This window comes from Paenibacillus sp. FSL L8-0340, from assembly GCF_038593145.1.
Taxonomy (GTDB): domain Bacteria; phylum Bacillota; class Bacilli; order Paenibacillales; family Paenibacillaceae; genus Paenibacillus_AQ.
This window is the reverse complement of record NZ_CP151967.1, coordinates 7375202-7392773: the sequence shown is the minus strand read 5'-3', so window position 1 is coordinate 7392773 and position 17572 is coordinate 7375202. Positions and strand designations below refer to the sequence as shown.

Here is a 17572-nt window from a genome sequence, read left to right as displayed (position 1 = left end):
GTCATATTGAACAGTTACTGCGTGTCATATGCTGGATGTGACAACAGATCAAGCTGAATTGGAGATGCTGATTGATGCAAAAAAATAAAGCCCGGCGGGCGTGGCAAGATCTAACCGTTCTGCTCTTACGCCTGTTATGGAGCATAGCGGTCGTTATATTGATGTATCTGGATAAGCCGGATTTCCCGCTCTGGCTGGTGCTGCCAGCGGTATTGCTGGGCGGCTTAATTCCTGCATGGGTTGGACGGGATTTCAAGACGCGGTATATTCTTCTGGAATTTATATTCGCAGGCGGGATCGCGTTCGCGCTGGGATACTATTTTGGCTTAACGCGATTATTCCTGCCTGCTGTAATGATGCTTGCCTTCCATGCCCGGGGCAAGGCGCACTTATATACGCTTCCAATCACCTTATTGCTGTACAGCTTAAGCGCCGGACCCGCGATAGGGGAAGGACTGTCGCACCCGCTGATCTGGAAGAGCCTGTCGGACGGGTTGTTTGTCTACGCAGCCGGATATGGATTGCAGATGGGAGCGAAGTCGATCAACGCGATCCGGCAAAAGCTGACGCTAGTCAACGAGCAATATGCCATTCTGGAGCAGTATTCCTCTCAGATTGAACGCATGACCCTGCTGGAGGAACGTTACCGGATGGCCGGGGAAGTACATGATACAATTGGACACAGCTATACTTCGATGATTCTGGGTCTGGAAACGCTGAGGCCGCATGTAACCACGGAGGAAGGAGAGCATAAGCTTCAGGGTGTTCTGGAGCTAGCCCGCAAGGGGCTGGAGGATGTGAGGCGGCAGGTCCATCAGATGGACCCGCTGGAGGAGCCGGTGACCTTGGACCGGGCTTTGATGCAGATTGCCGGGCAGTTCGAATCCAATACGGGGGTCGCATTGTCGTTCCGCACGATGGGCGAGCCTTATGCGGTGATTAAGCAGGCCAAACATACATTATGCCGTTCGCTGCAGGAGGCACTGACCAATGCCAGCAGGCATGGGCAGGCGAGCGCCATCCGGGTGGTCCTGCAATATGATCCGGCCCAGCTCATGCTGCAGATTCAGGATAACGGCAAGGGAGCTGCACAGCTGCGCTACGGCTTCGGCCTCAACGGTATGAAGGAGCGTCTAGCGGCATTGCAGGGCAAGCTATATATTGATTCCCAGGAAAATGACGGTACATTGGTAACCTGTATGATCCCGAATCAGACGCAGGAAGGGGAGCGGCGGATTGATATCCTGCTGGCTGACGATCAGCCGCTGGTCCGCGAGAGCCTGAGGCTGCTGCTTGGAGAGGAGAAGGATTTCCGGATCCGTACTGCCGCGAATGGCAAGCAGGCGCTGGAGCAATGCGCCGCTGAGCAGCCGGATATTGTCCTGATGGATATTCACATGCCGGAAATGGACGGCCTGGAGGCTACCCGGCAGCTTAAGGAGAAGTGGCCGGAGATCCGGGTCATTATCATTACAACCTTCGAGGAGATTACCTATGCGGCGGAAGCGCTGCGGCTTGGCGCTGAGGGCTATCTGCTAAAGGCACTCCATCCGAAGGAATTGGCGGCGACGATCCGCCTGGTCTACGGAGGCGGGACGATGATCTCGCAGGAGGTGGCCCAGCAGTTGTTCCAGGATCAGCAGTTGGATACTTCACTGAATCCGTATGACCTGACCGAGCGGGAGCTGGAGGTTCTGCAAGAATTAACGGAAGGGCTGCGCAATAAGCAGATTGCCCAGAAGCTGCATCTGTCAGAGGGGACCGTCCGAAACTATATTTCGGCGATTTATTTGAAGCTCCAGGTGGGCGACCGCGACGAGGCCGTAGAGAAGAGCAGGAAAGAGCAGCTGGTGCAGCCTCGGGCATAGAATTGATTTAAGACTGATGGCTGGCGGATGCCTTACTAATCATACAACGAAGAATACAGCAGCCGGCCCGGAGGCCGGTGTATGGAGGATATTATGTTAATTCAAATTATCGGCGTGGGCAAATTGAAGGAGAAATACCTGATCGACGGCATCGCGGAGTATGCCAAGCGGCTGACGCCGTACGTCAAGCTTCAGCTCATCGAAGTAGCCGATGAGAAAGCGCCCGACAACCTGAGCGCCGCGGAGGTTGTCCAGGTTAAGGCACGCGAGGGCGAACGCATCCTCGCGCACATCAAGAGCGAGGCGCATGTAATTGCGCTCGCGATCGACGGCAAGCTCTGGAGCTCCGAGGAGCTTGCCGCAGAGATCGACCGGCTCGGCACCTACGGGACGAGCCATGTCGCCTTCGTCATCGGAGGCAGCCACGGGCTCTCCGATGAGGTCCTGCGCCGCGCCCAGCAGCGCATGAGCTTCGGCCGCATGACGCTGCCCCACCAGCTCATGCGGCTGGTGCTTGTAGAGCAGGTGTACCGGGCGGTGAAGATAAATCGCGGTGAACCGTATCATAAGTAGGGGCAAGTTTTTGAGTTGCAATTAATGCTTTTTGTACTATTTACGGAAAAAGCCATTACTTGATTTACCGGGGGAACTGACAGCCATCTGGTCGTGCATCAAAGACGGCTGTAACGGGTGGACGAGGGACAACTTTGTGTTTATTCGTCCAGCTACCTGTATCCAATGTGGAAACCCCACAGAAAAAAGCGAGAAGATGCAATCGAACGTAGACAATACGAGTCCCGACCAAACCAAATGGTAGAGGATCACCGACAAGCTCTGCAGGGTCCATTGCACAAATTCTTGCCGCCGAGGGAAGGTTCGATAGGGGCGCAGGGTAAACCAAAAACAACCGTAGCAGGTACGATTGGCTCCTGCCACGGTTGTTTTACTTTTTAGAGCGCTTCGCCTACTTGGTGAACCCGCAGCAGGTTGGTGGTTCCGGTGCAGCCTGCAGGGACACCGGCGGTGATGACCACCAGGTCGCCATCTTGTACGTAACCGGCCGACTTGGCCAGTTCAACGGCGGCTGCTACGGCTGCATCAGTGTTGGAAGCGAACTCGCTGCGGAGCAGCGGGGTTACACCCCAGGTTAAGGACAGGGCGTACAGCACGCTCTCCTTGGTGGATACGGCGATGACCGGTGCAGCCGGCTTGTGCTTGGCGATCATCCGGGCGGTAAAGCCGCTTTCGGTCAAGGCGAGAATGGCCTTGGCGGAGAGCACGAGGGCGGTGTGGGCAACGGCTTCACCGATGGCGCCGGTTACGTCGGTGGCAGCCTCGGCACCCTTGCAGCTGCAGCGGCCGTAGCGTCCCAGGACGGACTCTGCGCGGGCGGCGATGCGGGCCATGGTCTCGACGGACTCCAGCGGGTATTTGCCTGCGGCGGATTCACCGGACAGCATGACGGAATCGGTGCCGTCGAATATGGCGTTGGCGACGTCGCCCGCTTCCGCACGGGTCGGACGCGGGTTCATCTGCATGGACTCCAGCATGTGGGTGGCGGTGATAACCGGTTTACCGGCCAGGTTGCACTTCTTGATCATGTCTTTCTGAACCAGCGGCACGTCTTCCACCGGCAGGTCTACGCCCAGATCTCCGCGGGCAACCATCAGGCCGTCGGCTACGCTCAGGATGGCGTCCAGGTTCTCCACTCCCTCGTCATTTTCGATCTTGGCGATGACCTGGATGTGGCCGGCCTTGTGCTCGTTGAGGATATGTTTGATCTCGAGAATATCTTCGGCTTTGCGGACGAAGGATTGGGCGATGATGTCGATGTTCTGCTCAATGCCGAACTTGATGTGCCGGACGTCCTTCTCGGTTACGCCGGGAAGGCTGGTTTTGACGCCGGGAACGTTGACGCCCTTGCGCTGCTTCAGCTTGCCGCCGTTCTTGATGAGGCAGTTGATCTCGGTGCCTTCGGCCTTTACGACCTCCAGACGGACCAGACCGTCATCGATCAGGATGATGCTACCGGGCTTCACATCTTGGGGAAGCTGCTTGTAGGTGACTTGGATGCGGTCCTTGGTGCCGAGCACTTCCTCGGTGGTCAGAACCACGGTTTCACCCGGTACCAGCTCCGCGTAGTCCGAGGCCATTTTGGCGATGCGAATTTCCGGACCTTTGATGTCGAGCAGGACGGCAACGTATTGGTTCAGCTCCTTGGCTGCTTTCCGGATGCGGCGGATGCGCTCCGCGTGCTCGTCCAGCTCTCCGTGGGCGAAGTTCAGGCGGGCGATGTTCATGCCGGCTTGGATCAGCCTCCGGAGCATTTCGGGGCTTTCGCTGGAGGGACCGATGGTGCAGACGATTTTAGTTTTGCTCATGGCTTTTTTCTCTCCTTATTATTTAACGTTGAACTCTTGTGAAAATTTTCCCTAACCCATACAATAAAGCATAACGATTCATCAGAAAAATATATATATATTCGTTATTCATCAATTTTGATGTAGAAGGTAGGTCATCTTATGAATCTTCACGCCCTTAAAATATTTCATACCATCGCCGAAAAAGGCGGAGTCACCCGCGCCGCGGAGGAACTACGGATCAGCCAGCCTGCGGTTACGGCCCAGGTACGCAACCTGGAGAAGGAGCTGGGCATCCAGCTGTTGGCCTCCAAGGGGCGTGGCATTCTATTGACCGATGCGGGTCAAATGCTGGCCAGTCACGCCAAACGGCTGTTTGCGTTGGAGCGTGAGCTGGATGAAGCGGTTCGGGAATACAAGGCAGGGTTCAGCGGTATCTTGCGGATCGTCGCCACCTATCTGCCAGCCAATCTCCTGCTGCCGGAATGGCTGGCTCTCTACAAACAGGAGCATCCTTCCGTGGAGGTTGTCCTGACCACTGCCAACTCCCGGGAAGCGGTGGAAGGGCTACTGCAGTACGATGCGGAGGTCGCCGTCTATGGAGGCGGCTGGGAAGAGCAAACGGGCATCGAATGGGAGGAGCTTCTGGAGGACGAGCTCTGGTTTATCGTCCCCAAAAATCATCCATACGCCGGGAAGGAAATAACTTTAGCGGAAATGATGAAGGTTCCCTTCATTCTGCGTGAAGAGGGAAGCTCTACCCGGGAGCGTCTTTTCTCCTTGTGCCGGGCTTTGAACGTGAATCCTCCCAAGGTCGGTCTGCAATTTAACGGGGTGAACGAGATGGTTCGGGCCGTCATGGCGGGCTACGGAGCCATCTTTATCTCCTCCCTGGCCGTAAGGGACAATGTGGAGCGCGGGGATGTGGATCGTGTGATGGTCAACGGCGCTTCGCTGTTAAATCCGATTGCCGTCTGTACCCGGAAGCAGGAGACGTTGTCGCCGGCAGCGGCAGCATTCCTCTCACTGGTCCGGGAGCAGTCGAAAGGATGGGCAGGAAATTAAATGTTCCGATGGGACATGTCACTCCCTAATTATGAAGCATGCTTTTGAACAAACTAACATTTTTCTTCTTGCAAAAGGAGAATGGCACAATAATAGGCAAAAACATGCCGTTAAAGACAACGCGGTGAACCGTATCATAAGTAGGGCGAAATTTATTTTTGGTAGGTAGAGGATAAGAATAGTCAGTTTTCGACAATTAGAGATAAAGAATATATAGGACATGACCGCTAAAACTTAGTTTTAGGGTTATTTGTCCTAATTACTACCATAATGTGGTACTATTGGGGTGTTTGACAGAACGGTTTAGCTTTATGAATAAAAGAACGGTCACGATGATTTCGAGTTGATGAAAATTGGGAGCGTAAACGAGATTATTTATGGAGGTTAATCTATGAAGTATCCTGTGAATATAAGGAATAAGATATCGGAGATTGAAGAGGATACTATTACATCTTTAGACTCGAAATGACTCTATTCCTCACGATCAAAGAAAAGGAATTTTGGAACGATTGAAGTATTATGGCTCGATTTGTTCAAAGAAAATGCCAATAGGCTATGAGGGGATGGGTGCTCTATTAATATTCTATTACAACACCCCGAAAACAACACTACCAATAATATGGGGCAGCAAAATGGTTGGATTCCATTATTCCGCAGAGTTAGTAGAATAAATGGTATTGAATCATACTATAAACAAATATCAAATAAACTTAAACCAGAAGCAAAAGAAAAAGTAATTAATTTAGATTTTTTTCTATGAAAGCCTATTAACTCAGGAGAGTCTTTATGAGAGTAGTTGGCTTTTGCATATGAGTGTTGCAACCAAGGTTGGTTGGGTAAAAACAAGAATGAAAATTTTATAAAAAGTGACAATTTTTTTGAACAGCTCGCAATTTATGGGTCATAAGGAGGAAAAAATGACTGAATTACTAGCTCCAGCAGGAAATATGGAGGCTTTAAAAGCTGCGATTTCTAATGGTTGTGATGCAATATACTTAGGAATGCAAAAATTTGGTGCACGTGCATACTCATCTAATTTTGATTTTGAATCGTTAAAAGAGGCTGTTACGTATGCGCACCTGAGGGACGTTAAACTCTATGTTACAATGAATACCATCGTTTTTGAAAATGAAGTTGAAGAGATGAAAGAGCAGATACACGAATTAAATAAAATCGGTGTTGATGGCATTATCGTCCAGGACCTGACTGCTTTCGATTATATCGTTAAAAACTTTCTTGATATGGAAGCACATTGTTCAACTCAAATGGGAATAGACGATTTAGACGGAACTTTATTATTTAAAGAACTTGGTGCTAAAAGAGTTGTTCTGTCCCGTGAGGTTGAGATTGGAAAAGTAAAAGAGATCAAAAGAATAGCTGAGATACCTTTAGAAATTTTCGTTCACGGTGCTTTATGTGTATCTTACTCGGGAAACTGTCTAATGTCAGGATTAATCGGCTATCGATGCGCAAATCGCGGAAGATGTGTTGGTTCATGCCGTAAGGAGTATGAACTAATGGATAAGACAACAGATACATCTTTAGGGAAAAACTATATTCTATCTACTAAGGACTTAAACACAATCGATTATATCCATGATTTAAAAGAAATCGATTCTTTAAAAATAGAAGGTCGAATGAAAGTGCCTACGTATGTTGCTAATGTTGTATCAAAATATCGCATGGCCTTAGATCATAAAATAACCGAAGAAGATAAAGAAAATCTAAAAAAAACATTCAATAGAACGTTTACTAAAGGATATTTGTTTCACGAAGATAAGAAAAATATTACAAACATCTTAAGACCTAATAACTTTGGTTATGAAATTGGAACAATTAGCAAGATTGTTAAAGATAGGTATGAAATAACACTTACACGTACTTTAAATCAAAACGATACAATCAGAATAAGTCACAACAATGAAGATGTTAATTTAACGGTTGCCAAACTGTACGATAAAGAGGGCGAATTAATCAACAAAGCAGATGATGTCTGCTATATCAAAATCAAAGAAAAGGTGTCTAAGGGAGATTTAGTATATAAAACGAAGGATTATTTCTATAACAAAGAATTAGAATCATCACTGGAAAAAGAATTTAAGCGGTTTAACCTGGATATTAGAGTATATGCATGTCCAGACTCAAAGCTTTTCATAGATGCGGAGGGCTTAGGCTTTAATTATTTATATGAAAGCGAGGAAATACTAGGCGAAGCCATTAATAATCCAACAACGAAAGACCAGGTAATAAAGCAATTTTCAAGATTAAATGATACTATATTCGAACTTAATCATGTAGATTTTGAGGAATGCAATGCATTTATTCCAGCTAAACTGTTAAATGCAGCAAGAAGAGATATTGTACTGGGCTTATATGACTTAAAGCTTAACAGCCAAAAGAAAAGAACCAAGGCTTTGAAAGCAAAAGAAAAAATAAGCTTTGCCCCTGAAAAACCATACCTTACGGCCTCTGTAACGACTAAGGAGCAGTACGATGCTTGCGTGAGCTGTGGAATTAAGGAAATCTATTTTAAAAACGTTGTTAGAAGAAATCAGAATGATTATAAGGAAAAAGAAGGGCAGCTGCTAATCGGAGGATATGGTGGAATTTATCACTACAGAGAAACTAATCCGTTTGTTACGGACTATTCTCTAAATGTTGTTAATGCTACTAGTTGCTATGAATTATATAAATTAGGTGCAAAACGAGTCACTTTATCTTATGAATTGAATAAGAGCCAAATTGAAGATTTAATGAATGCCTATTATGAAGAAAATGACGGCTATCCTGCACTGGAAATGATTGTATATGGTAAGGTTCCTTTGATGTTTACAAAATATTGTCCGATGAAAAAAATGAATCAATGCAGAATTTGCAAAACGAAGAGCTATGAGTTAAAAGATGAGCACGGAACGTTCCCTATCATTTCCCATAATGATTGTACAACGACTCTCCTTAATGGGAAGACGCTTAATCTTTTAGATGAGCTACCAAACATCAAAGGAATCGAGGCGCTCAGATTAAACTTCACAGTTGAATCAAAAGAGCAGGTTGTGAAAGTCATTAATATGGCGTCAGGTAAATTAAATGGCTCAATGAATAATGCTGTCTTTAATCAGGAAACAGACACAAGAGGACATTTTAATAAAGAGATCGTGTAGGTAGCCAAAGGGATGGTTCTGGCGATATATAATGGCGAGATCGAAACCAACAGCGGCAGCGGTCAGATTATGGCGTACATAAATGCCCGGACGGCAGACTCTGCTATTGGGGTATTCCGCGTACAGAGTGTTATGGTGAAGAGTATTTCTTTGATAATGCCCCGGTTAACTTTGGTGGTTATTTTCAGGATTTTAAAGATTTGGTTACTTGAACACAAAGAGTATTTGTTCTCTGGTGTTGGACTAATCGATCAACGAAATAATCAATTTTGCATGTTAGTTAATCGTGGAAATGATTTTCGTATAATTATTTTGGCGTCGAATGGTAAACTTATGCTTCGTTTATACCCTTTCGTAAAGCTGGCAGGCGCAGCAACTGTATTAAGCAATGTAAGTACGGGAACCGGATGAAAGTCTTGTGGTGGGAATTCTACCCTAACAAGGGCGTGATTCCCAATAATTAGGCCGGATAGCCGCCTCCGGGCGGTGGCCAGGCCCCATGCAGGCGACGGAGCAGAACGATTTCTCCTAGATGGTAGGAGTTATGTGAGGCGATATTGCGTAAAATGCCTCCCTTGGTCTCACCGGGAAAATTCGCGAGTGGCTCGTCGAGCTGGGCGGTCTGAGCCATAGCGACGGCCTTCTCAATTCCTTGCAGCAGATGCGCAGTGACATCCCGAAGCTGTGCCTCATCCGCCGGGGCGTCCTCATCAGGCCAGCTTTCCTGAATACTTCCAGGTTTCTGAGGTTTGCCGCCTTCCAGGTGGGTCAGCATGAAATCCTGCCAATAGCTCATATGCTTCAACAACTGGTAGATCGTATACGGGACCCCTTCCGTGTGTTGCCCGGCAAGCTCCAGTGTAATATCCGGCAAGGCTCTGGCAATCGGAATATGGCCACGTTCTCCAACTAAAGATTTCACAAGTGCTTGACTAAAAGCTGGATTGGATTCGGACATCAGTAGGCTCCTTCTTATGATATGTATTAGTTAACGAAAATACATTTTGTAAAATTTAATTTAACGAAACTAAATATACCTGTATTCAGTATAATAGTCAATCCTAAAAAATGCTGTAGTTATCCATTCTGATAGCGGGTATCTCAGTGTATTTTCCCTGACTTTTATTTATGAAAAAGCCGGATGAGTGCGGATATTTCTTCTATCACTGAGGATGATTGGTCCAACACAGAGGCCAAAATTCATCCTTATCAAAAATCCAAGACACTCGCTGAAAAAGCTGCCTGGGAATTTATTCAACAGGAAGGGAAGGGGTTAGAATATTCTGATTATGTGGATGTCCGAGATGTTGCAGAGCTGCATAACCTGGCAATGGTCCGTCCCGAAACAAATGGAGAGCGGTTTATAGCTTCTAGTGCAGAGAATCTTTCAACACTTGAGATTGCAAATATTCTGAGGAGAAAGGAAGTTCCAATTAAGAATGATTGCAACTCTCCTGAAAGTGATCAAGGGACAGATGAAGGTATAAGTTATTATAGAATCAACTATTGGACCTGGCGAAAAAATAGACTAAATTACTTCACACCATAATTTAGGATGAATTTTATTATCTTGTCGTGCTAAAGACTAATGAAATTGTCGTACCAGTCCCCAATTGACTCTCTATTTCGATCTGCCCCCGGTGTTGGATCACAAGCTGCTTGGAAATTGCCATACCGAGTCCAGTACCTTGGATTAATTCATCCGTATTGGTGCCGCGATAGTAGCGCTCGAATAGCAATTCCTTCGTTTTTTTATCTATGCCTACTCCGTTATCTTGTATCTGGATTACAAATTGTGAAACGTTATTCTTACCTATAGAAACGTTGATCGAAGTACCTTCAGGATTGTGGAGGGCAGCATTTGCAAGCAGATTCTCCAGAGCGCGTCTGAAGTATCTGGCATCTATCGGATAGGTAATCGGTGCTTCCGAAGCCTTATAATGAATTGGAACATCGGCGAATTGAGGATGCTGTTTCCACTTTTGAATGGTTTGATCGATGAATTCATTCATGTCTGTCGGGATGAATTCAAAAGCAAAGGCTTCGTTTTTCAACCGATATGTTAAGGTTAAATCGTTGATCATTTCATCCATATAAGTGGATTTCTCACGCATAATAGCTGCAAATTCACGAATTTCTGCTTGTGACCATTCATACGTTCTCGATTCCATTATATGTGCGTACCCCATTATGGAAGAAAGCGGCGTCTTCATATCATGCGACACACCTGCAATCCACTCTTCTCTTGTGATCTCCAGCTGCTTACGAATATGCTCGTTCTTCTGTAATGTCTCTGTTAGGTGTGCTAAGGATTCTATCAATTCGGCATGTACGCGGAATCTTTCTTTTAAATGTCCAGATTGCTTACGGCTAAGAGGCATCCCATTTGAGTTAGGACTGATCGGTTCACGTAATTCGCCCTTGGCCAAAGAGTGAAGCCAATCAATCATATGCAGAATAGGTGTCCCAAACCGGTGACCGTACCAAAGAGCAAGAAGCAAGAAGAGAATAAGAATCATCACAAGCAAAGCAGCAGATTTCCAGAAGAATAAAGTAATATCTTCCTTATACGTATCGCCATTGACCCATGAAGCCACCGTTGTAGACAGGGGAGCATGAATGATCCAGGTGCTGCCTGCCGCAGAATCATAAACCGTAAATGATTGCATGCCATAACGTTCCGGATATTGGTTACGCAGCATCAAATCCTGAAGGCTATAATGATCTGGCGCTTCGCCCCTTTGTCCGTAACCTCCTAGTACCTTCCCATTATCATCGAGCAGCTCGATCCAGCCATGAATATCATCAAGCTGCTGCTTGAAGCTCCCGTTCACTTCGATCTTGCCCGCTCTCCATGTCACTTGCTGCAGCAAGTTTTTTTTGAGCATGGCAATATCATTCTTCACTCCGTATAAGAGGGTATAGGTTTGTCCATCCAGCTCTTGAATCCATGCATATAGTCCGTAAGGGAAATCCATCTCCGCTTTCCAATAGCTCATCAGCTCACCAGGAGTGTAACGTTCGGGTACATCAGCTGGAGTATTGTAAGCGGCAATAGTTTCTCCACCCTTACTTATGACCTGTAGCCAGCCCCCCTGCTCGCGTACCTCGGCAAGAAGCTTCGGATCAAATTGTATTTTACCGTCATGATGGGTAATGGAGTCTGTGAGCACAGGCAAACTGGGTTTAATGAAGTCTAATTGTTGATCAAGCCGCTCCAGCTTTACAATGCTTAAAGTAAATGTACCTAAAAACAGAACAAATAGAAGGACGCCGATAAACAGCAATTGCCTAATATATTGAAGGATAAACCTTTTCTTGATGTTCATCGCATTAACCCTCAGATTCACGAACAAGTTTGTACCCTAAGCCACGTGCCGTAATCAAATATACTGGCTCACTGGAATTGGGTTCAATGCGCTCGCGAATACGATGGATATGAACCATGACTGTATTGTCGTCACTAAGACTTTGCTCGCCCCAAACCTGCTCATACAGCTGCCTTTTACTGAATACCCGGTTGGGGTTTTGGCAAAAAAACAAGAGGAGCTGAAAGACCTGAGCCGGACAATCGACCGTGATATCATTCACGCGAAGCTCTCCGGCATATTCGTCAACTTGAAATGTTCTGTAAGTGTATATCCGGTTCATATTGGGAACATCGGCAGTTTTGAGATACCGACGCAGCTGTGCCCGGACACGCGCAATCACTTCTAGCGGATTGAACGGCTTCGTAATATAATCATCGCCCCCAACGGCAAAACCGGTCAATTTATCAAAATCGCCTATCCGAGCCGTTAAGAACAGGATAGGGGCATCCGTCGTTTGCCGAATCCATGGACAGATTTCGAAGCCGTTTTGCTTCGGCAGCATAACATCAAGTAGGATGAGGTCATACTTGGTGGTTTGGCAGGCTAATATGGCCTGTTCTCCTGTTGTGGCCGTATCAATGAGCGGGAATCCCTCTTTATTTAACACTGTTTTCAATAGCTTTAGAATGGACGATTCATCATCCACAATTAGAATCTTTGATTGATTCATCTCTTCCTTAGCTCCCTATTACATAACTTGGTATCCATTTAAATATATCATTTATTTTGTTTCAGCAGCACAATATGGATCTTAACAGAACCTTAATTCTCCAATCGCTGATTAATACAATCATAAGGTTTCGTTTCGCAGGTGTTAAACTTCATCGCATACACTTATCCGTGAAACCCATATAAAGGAGAGAAAATGGATGAACAATATCATTAGCAAAAGAAGCCTGATGCTGCTTAGCCTCGCTGGCACACTGACTGTGGGCTCACTCGCAGCCTCGGCGTCGGCTGAGTCCGCCAAGCCTGAGGTGGTATCAGCAAGCTCCCCGAAAGTAGCAGTAGCGACTTCTTCCATCCGGCCGGACCAACTTTTAAAACTGTTGCAGCAAGAGAAATATGAACGAATTTATGGACAACTCGGAGCCGAATTCAAGAAGCAATTCTCGTTAAAGGATTTCAAGAAACAGGTCAGCCTCAACCACAAGAACGTCACATCCTATAAACTGGTTAGTCATTTTCTCATAAACAATACCAGCTACTATGCTTGGAAGGACCCCAAAGGGGAAAAAACGATACAAGCTCTGTTTGACAGAAAGAACAAGATAGAGGGTCTGATATTTAGTACGATGCAGCAGTATCCTGAGACGGATGCGAAGCGTACTCAAACGACTTTTGAACTTCCTTTTCAAGGGAAATGGTTTGTCTATTGGGGGGGCACGAATGAGCTAATTAATTATCATTACGGGGCTGAGCAGCAGCGGTATGCGTATGATCTCATCGTGGTGAACAATGGGTTCAGCTATAAAGGCGACGCCACCAAAAATGAAAGCTACTTTGCTTTCGGAAAACCTATTCTGGCTGCCGCATCGGGCAAAGTCGTGAAAATCGTCAATGACGTCCAAGACAATAAGCCTGTTGGTACGGAGAATACGGAGCAGATCGCCGGGAACCATGTCATTATCGATCATGGCAATGGAGAGTTCAGCTACTACGCTCATCTGCAAAAAGGATCGGTCAGCGTCAAAGCCGGCGACGTAGTGAAAGCCGGAGATACACTGGGTAAATGCGGCAACTCGGGTAATTCCAGCGAACCACATCTTCATTTCGAGGTTGCCAACAGCGCGGAACTGTACACTACGAAGTCACTGCGCGTTCATTGGAAGGACGCCGATGATTATGAGCAAGGTGCATATATATTAGCGCCCTAATCGGACTTCAGTACCGAAGAGTAGAAGATGATTCAATAATTAAAAATGAGTTTGTCTATGACCGAGGTTTACAGGTCGAGTCACCAGCTGCCCATCCTCTTGGCGACATCCGGATCGTGGTACGATAAGAAGAGACTTTCCCGCGTATCGAGGGTTGAAATTTGTTCCATATCGTCGGCGCGGAGCTCAAATTCGAAAATGTCGATGTTTTCGGCGATCGAGGCCAGCACTTCGTTGCTGAACATGTTGCCCCGTCCTTCAGCGAATGACGCCCACGACTGATGCTGAACTCCCTGCTACTTCATGAGCGTACAGCGCAATCAAAACAACATTCGGATGTTCGACGGGGAATCACCTCACGCGCTATTTACCCAAGTCTACTTCCAGGAGATGAATGCCTATGGCACCAACTAAACATATGATAAACTGATAATAAATAGAATTAGAGAATAGGACAACTTTTAACACAGATCTTAAATGATAAAAAGGAAGAGATTCAATGGGAAGAAAACAGTCTTTTACGGAGACAGAGCTGCTGGATACAACAAAAAAATTAGTGCTTGAGTATGGGTACGACGGTTTTCATCTCAAGCTGCTCTCACAGCATCTGTCAGGAGCCCGAAGCACTATTTATCAATATTATTCTAATAAAGAAGAGATTGTGGCTGCTTGTATGAAGCGCGTAATGGCAACGGTATTAGCAAATGCATCAGCCATTGATGAGGCTGATTCCATGGACGCCCTCGAACAGCTACTTCTCGTTTACGTAGAAGAGTCTGCGCTACATCAGCTTTTAGGAAATGCTGCTAAAATTAATACTGCTAATTCTTCTGCAGCAGCGCGAGATCTTGAATTTATTGAGGAAGCACATAAGACTCTTAAAATACAATTGTCACGTTTGTTTGAACGCGCACAACAGGAAAAAAGCCTGAGACAGGATATCCCACTTCCTGTACTTATTGGTGTTTTTTTTAACTTAATTGATACGCCTAATATGTTGAATATCCCTGTTCCTGCTTGGGGAAAGCTGTTGTTTCAAATGTGGATCGGAGGAGCCAAGAGCTAGCCGCAGTCTTGGATTTAATTTGACACAAGTGTCATTTATATTGTTTAATTAATGTGTCGAGTGTGATAGTGTTTTTAATTTGACACAAGTGTCAAAAAAATATAGGGATAAGGAGTTGGAAAAGAAAATGTTTTTAGCTATGAAAGAATTGATGCATAGTAAAATGAGATTTTTAATGATCATCATTATTTTTGTACTAATTGCTTGGTTGGTATTTATCTTGTCAGGTTTGGGGAATGGATTATCTACGCTAGCTGCGTCAACATTCAAGACTATGAAGGCTGATTATGTCATTTTTGAAGAAGGGTCCCAGTCCTCAATGAGTAAGTCGCTGCTGTCTGATCAATTAATGGCGGAGGTGGAGCTACTACCAAATGTGAGTGCTGCCGCACCTATGGGAAGTACGATGGCAACAGCGTTGAAGGAACAAAGCACCAAGAATGAAGATAAGCTGGATATCGCGATTATAGGAATTAACCCAGGAAGCTTCTTGGAACCGGCTATCGTAGAAGGGGAAGGCCTATCTTCTGAGAACCCTACTGGTGTCGTAGTAAATTCGTCCATGAAGGATGAGGGATATAACATTGGTGACACTTTTCAATTAGATGCCACGACGGAATCATTGACGATTATCGGATTTGTCGAGAATCAGACCTATAACCACGTTGCATCAGTATTTACTCCAATGGTTGAATGGCGGAAGATTACCTTTGCGGCTCCGGGTTCGGATAAAGGAGTTGCAGGGCCCGTTAATGCGATTATGTTACAAGGCAAGGATATCGATCCAGATTTAATTAATAGTAAGCTATCAAATACGGATACGGTTAACCGAGCGGCAGCCGTTCAAGGAATGCCAGGGTACAAAGAAGAGAACGGTACTATTTTAATGATGCTTGCATTTCTGCTCGCTATCTCCGCATTCGTGCTTGGGGTGTTCTTTTATGTAATTACGATGCAGAAGACCAACCAGTTCGGCATTATGAAAGCTATAGGTGCTAGTAACAGATTCTTGGGCAAAGCCATTGTATCGCAAGTGTTTGTGCTTTCGCTGACTAGTATTGTAGTTGGAATCTTACTGACTTATGGAACAGCTGCCATTATGCCGAAGGGTATGCCGTTCAAGCTGGAAACTAGTCTTGTCGTCACGTATTCTGTTATTTTGCTAATTATCGCTATGTTAAGTTCGATGGTATCTGTTCGCAAGATTACAAAGATTGATCCGCTCAAAGCGCTCGGGAGGGTTGAATAATGACTAAGGGATTGCAATTGAGTAAAGTCACAAAGTATTATGCCGAAGGAAGCAATCGGATCGCGGCACTCGATCATGTGTCAATATCAGTGGAACCGGGCGAGTTTGTTGCTGTAGTTGGACCGTCGGGTTCAGGTAAAAGTACGTTTTTGTCTATTGCTGGAGCACTACTTAAGGCTTCAGAAGGAGAGGTTAAGCTGAATGGACATAATATTTCTACACTTACTGCCAAAGAACTAGCGAATATAAGACTACAAGAAATCGGATTTATTATGCAATCATCGAATTTGGTTCCCTATTTAAATGTTCTTGATCAATTGCTAATAGTAAAAAGGATGTCGGGAAAGGTTAACAAAGAAGAGGATAAGGAATTCGCCACTAAGTTGCTGGAAGAGTTGGGTCTGGGCTCGAAGTTAAAATGCCTTCCGGAAGAGCTATCAGGTGGTGAGAAGCAACGGACAGCGATTGCCCGTGCTTTAATTAATAATCCCAACATCATCTTGGCGGATGAGCCGACAGCAAGTTTGGATACCAAGCGCGCCCATGAAGTGGTCAGTCTAATTGCGCAAGAGGTGAAGTCACGCCGGAAGGCGGCGATTATGGTTACCCATGATGAGCGTATGCTTGAATATTGCGACAAGGTATACCGGATGGAAGATGGGAAATTGTCGTTGGCTGAATCGTCAAGATCAGGGGTGTACCCAAGTTTCGTTCTTTAGATGTTACGGTGAACCCTACCATAAGTAACGGCGAAAAAAAGGGAGTGCGCGGACACTCCCTTTGAGCTAACATTGTCTGTTATCAAATGTCTACTTCACATTAATCCAATAAGGCGAACCACACAGTATGCTTATACCCCAACGGCAGCAACCTAATATGCAAAATATAGAAACACATAGACCACTTAATTTGCCGTCTTATTGACAAAATCAATCTCATTTCTGATCCCTTTATGGGCGTCATTCCACAGGCCCTTTGTCAGGCGAATGCGCAGCAGGCATGTGTTAGGGTCTTCGTCGTTATTGGCTTCGTTATACCACTCGGCGAATATTGTGCGCAGCTTTGTCATCATCTCCGCGTTTTTCTCGTCACATACCCAGCCCAGGTTTTCACCGATACCATCGGCCGTAAAGTTTTCGACGATAATACAAACGGCGACTTCGGGGTTTTGGGCGATCTGCTGCATCTTGCCTGAGGTTGCGTAAGTGACGGTGTAGAACGCGCCGTCCTCATAATAGGCGTCCACAATGCGGGCGGCGGGACGGCTTTTGCCATTGGCCCCCGGTTCCAGCGCGATGGTGGACAGAGAGATCAGGCCGTCCTTGTTACCCACTTGTTCTTCCAGCAGCTTCATGGCTTCGTCGTACTTGCTCATTTTTACCTCCTAAAGTGTCGTAATGCATACATTATTAAGCTTATCATTGTAAAATCTTAGTGCATGTGAAGAATAATATGATAAAATATTAAATCGCTATCGTAGTCCTCTGCTCGACTTAGGTATGGTTCAACTGATGGGTTTGTGAAATTGCTTTGCATCCTAGATAAGTTCAGCTTA

16 protein-coding genes and 1 pseudogene are annotated in these 17572 nt (G+C 46.0%); 11 read left to right on the top strand and 6 right to left on the bottom strand.

Features of this window, described 5'->3' with window-relative positions; all coding sequences use genetic code 11:
* Positions 1-74: 74 nt before the first annotated feature.
* From NST07_RS33920 to NST07_RS33910, 3 genes are all read left to right on the top strand, one after another.
* Positions 75-1868: a hybrid sensor histidine kinase/response regulator transcription factor gene (locus tag NST07_RS33920; RefSeq protein WP_342480886.1), complete on the top strand. Its 1794-nt coding sequence runs from the start codon at positions 75-77 to the stop codon at positions 1866-1868.
* A gap of 93 nt (positions 1869-1961) precedes the next feature.
* On the top strand, positions 1962-2441 hold the full coding sequence (gene rlmH, locus NST07_RS33915) for a 23S rRNA (pseudouridine(1915)-N(3))-methyltransferase RlmH (protein WP_341380438.1): 480 nt from the start codon (positions 1962-1964) through the stop codon (positions 2439-2441).
* A 31-nt stretch (positions 2442-2472) separates the two neighbouring features.
* Positions 2473-2685 (top strand): cold-inducible protein YdjO-related protein, encoded by a 213-nt coding sequence (locus NST07_RS33910; RefSeq protein ID WP_342480885.1) that lies wholly within the window; start codon positions 2473-2475, stop codon positions 2683-2685.
* Between the two features lie 133 nt (positions 2686-2818).
* On the opposite strand, the gene pyk is transcribed toward NST07_RS33910, so the two are convergent.
* Positions 2819-4249, bottom strand: coding sequence for a pyruvate kinase (gene pyk / locus NST07_RS33905; protein ID WP_342480884.1), 1431 nt, complete (start codon positions 4247-4249; stop codon positions 2819-2821).
* A gap of 141 nt (positions 4250-4390) precedes the next feature.
* Here pyk and NST07_RS33900 point away from each other — a divergent pair, with 141 nt between their 5' ends.
* From NST07_RS33900 to NST07_RS33890, 3 genes are all read left to right on the top strand, one after another.
* Positions 4391-5293: a LysR family transcriptional regulator gene (locus tag NST07_RS33900; protein ID WP_341097419.1), complete on the top strand. Its 903-nt coding sequence runs from the start codon at positions 4391-4393 to the stop codon at positions 5291-5293.
* Positions 5294-6210: 917 nt separating this feature from the next.
* On the top strand, positions 6211-8454 hold the full coding sequence (locus tag NST07_RS33895; RefSeq protein WP_342480883.1) for a DUF3656 domain-containing protein: 2244 nt from the start codon (positions 6211-6213) through the stop codon (positions 8452-8454).
* 12 nt (positions 8455-8466) lie between these two features.
* Positions 8467-8865, top strand: coding sequence for a hypothetical protein (locus tag NST07_RS33890; RefSeq protein ID WP_342480882.1), 399 nt, complete (start codon positions 8467-8469; stop codon positions 8863-8865).
* 49 nt (positions 8866-8914) lie between these two features.
* Here the strand turns inward: NST07_RS33890 and NST07_RS33885 are convergent, their stop codons facing one another.
* Positions 8915-9412, bottom strand: coding sequence for a DinB family protein (locus NST07_RS33885; protein WP_341097416.1), 498 nt, complete (start codon positions 9410-9412; stop codon positions 8915-8917).
* A 183-nt stretch (positions 9413-9595) separates the two neighbouring features.
* Here NST07_RS33885 and NST07_RS33880 point away from each other — a divergent pair, with 183 nt between their 5' ends.
* Positions 9596-10003 (top strand): hypothetical protein, encoded by a 408-nt coding sequence (locus NST07_RS33880; RefSeq protein WP_342480881.1) that lies wholly within the window; start codon positions 9596-9598, stop codon positions 10001-10003.
* 16 nt (positions 10004-10019) lie between these two features.
* Here the strand turns inward: NST07_RS33880 and NST07_RS33875 are convergent, their stop codons facing one another.
* Together NST07_RS33875 and NST07_RS33870 are read right to left on the bottom strand one after the other, a co-directional pair.
* Positions 10020-11783, bottom strand: coding sequence for a HAMP domain-containing sensor histidine kinase (locus NST07_RS33875; RefSeq protein ID WP_341097414.1), 1764 nt, complete (start codon positions 11781-11783; stop codon positions 10020-10022).
* 4 nt (positions 11784-11787) lie between these two features.
* Entirely contained in the window at positions 11788-12495 is a 708-nt protein-coding gene (locus NST07_RS33870; protein ID WP_341097413.1) for a response regulator transcription factor, read from the bottom strand.
* A 199-nt stretch (positions 12496-12694) separates the two neighbouring features.
* Here NST07_RS33870 and NST07_RS33865 point away from each other — a divergent pair, with 199 nt between their 5' ends.
* Positions 12695-13702, top strand: a complete 1008-nt coding sequence (locus NST07_RS33865) for a M23 family metallopeptidase (RefSeq protein ID WP_342480880.1) — start codon at positions 12695-12697, stop codon at positions 13700-13702.
* 80 nt (positions 13703-13782) lie between these two features.
* Here NST07_RS33865 and NST07_RS33860 read toward each other — a convergent pair.
* Positions 13783-14007, bottom strand: a pseudogene (locus tag NST07_RS33860) (aldo/keto reductase); the annotation flags it as partial.
* Positions 14008-14201: 194 nt separating this feature from the next.
* Between NST07_RS33860 and NST07_RS33855 the strand changes: the two are divergent.
* The 3 genes from NST07_RS33855 (at position 14202) to NST07_RS33845 (ending at position 16736) form a co-directional block, all read left to right on the top strand.
* Positions 14202-14768, top strand: coding sequence for a TetR/AcrR family transcriptional regulator (locus tag NST07_RS33855; RefSeq protein WP_341097411.1), 567 nt, complete (start codon positions 14202-14204; stop codon positions 14766-14768).
* A gap of 127 nt (positions 14769-14895) precedes the next feature.
* Positions 14896-16017, top strand: coding sequence for an FtsX-like permease family protein (locus NST07_RS33850; RefSeq protein ID WP_341097825.1), 1122 nt, complete (start codon positions 14896-14898; stop codon positions 16015-16017).
* Positions 16017-16736 (top strand): ABC transporter ATP-binding protein, encoded by a 720-nt coding sequence (locus NST07_RS33845; protein WP_342480879.1) that lies wholly within the window; start codon positions 16017-16019, stop codon positions 16734-16736. Before NST07_RS33850 ends, NST07_RS33845 begins: the two co-directional genes overlap by 1 nt.
* 185 nt (positions 16737-16921) lie before the next feature.
* Here the strand turns inward: NST07_RS33845 and NST07_RS33840 are convergent, their stop codons facing one another.
* Positions 16922-17392: a pyridoxamine 5'-phosphate oxidase family protein gene (locus NST07_RS33840; protein ID WP_038598155.1), complete on the bottom strand. Its 471-nt coding sequence runs from the start codon at positions 17390-17392 to the stop codon at positions 16922-16924.
* Between the last annotated feature and the right edge of the window lie 180 nt (positions 17393-17572).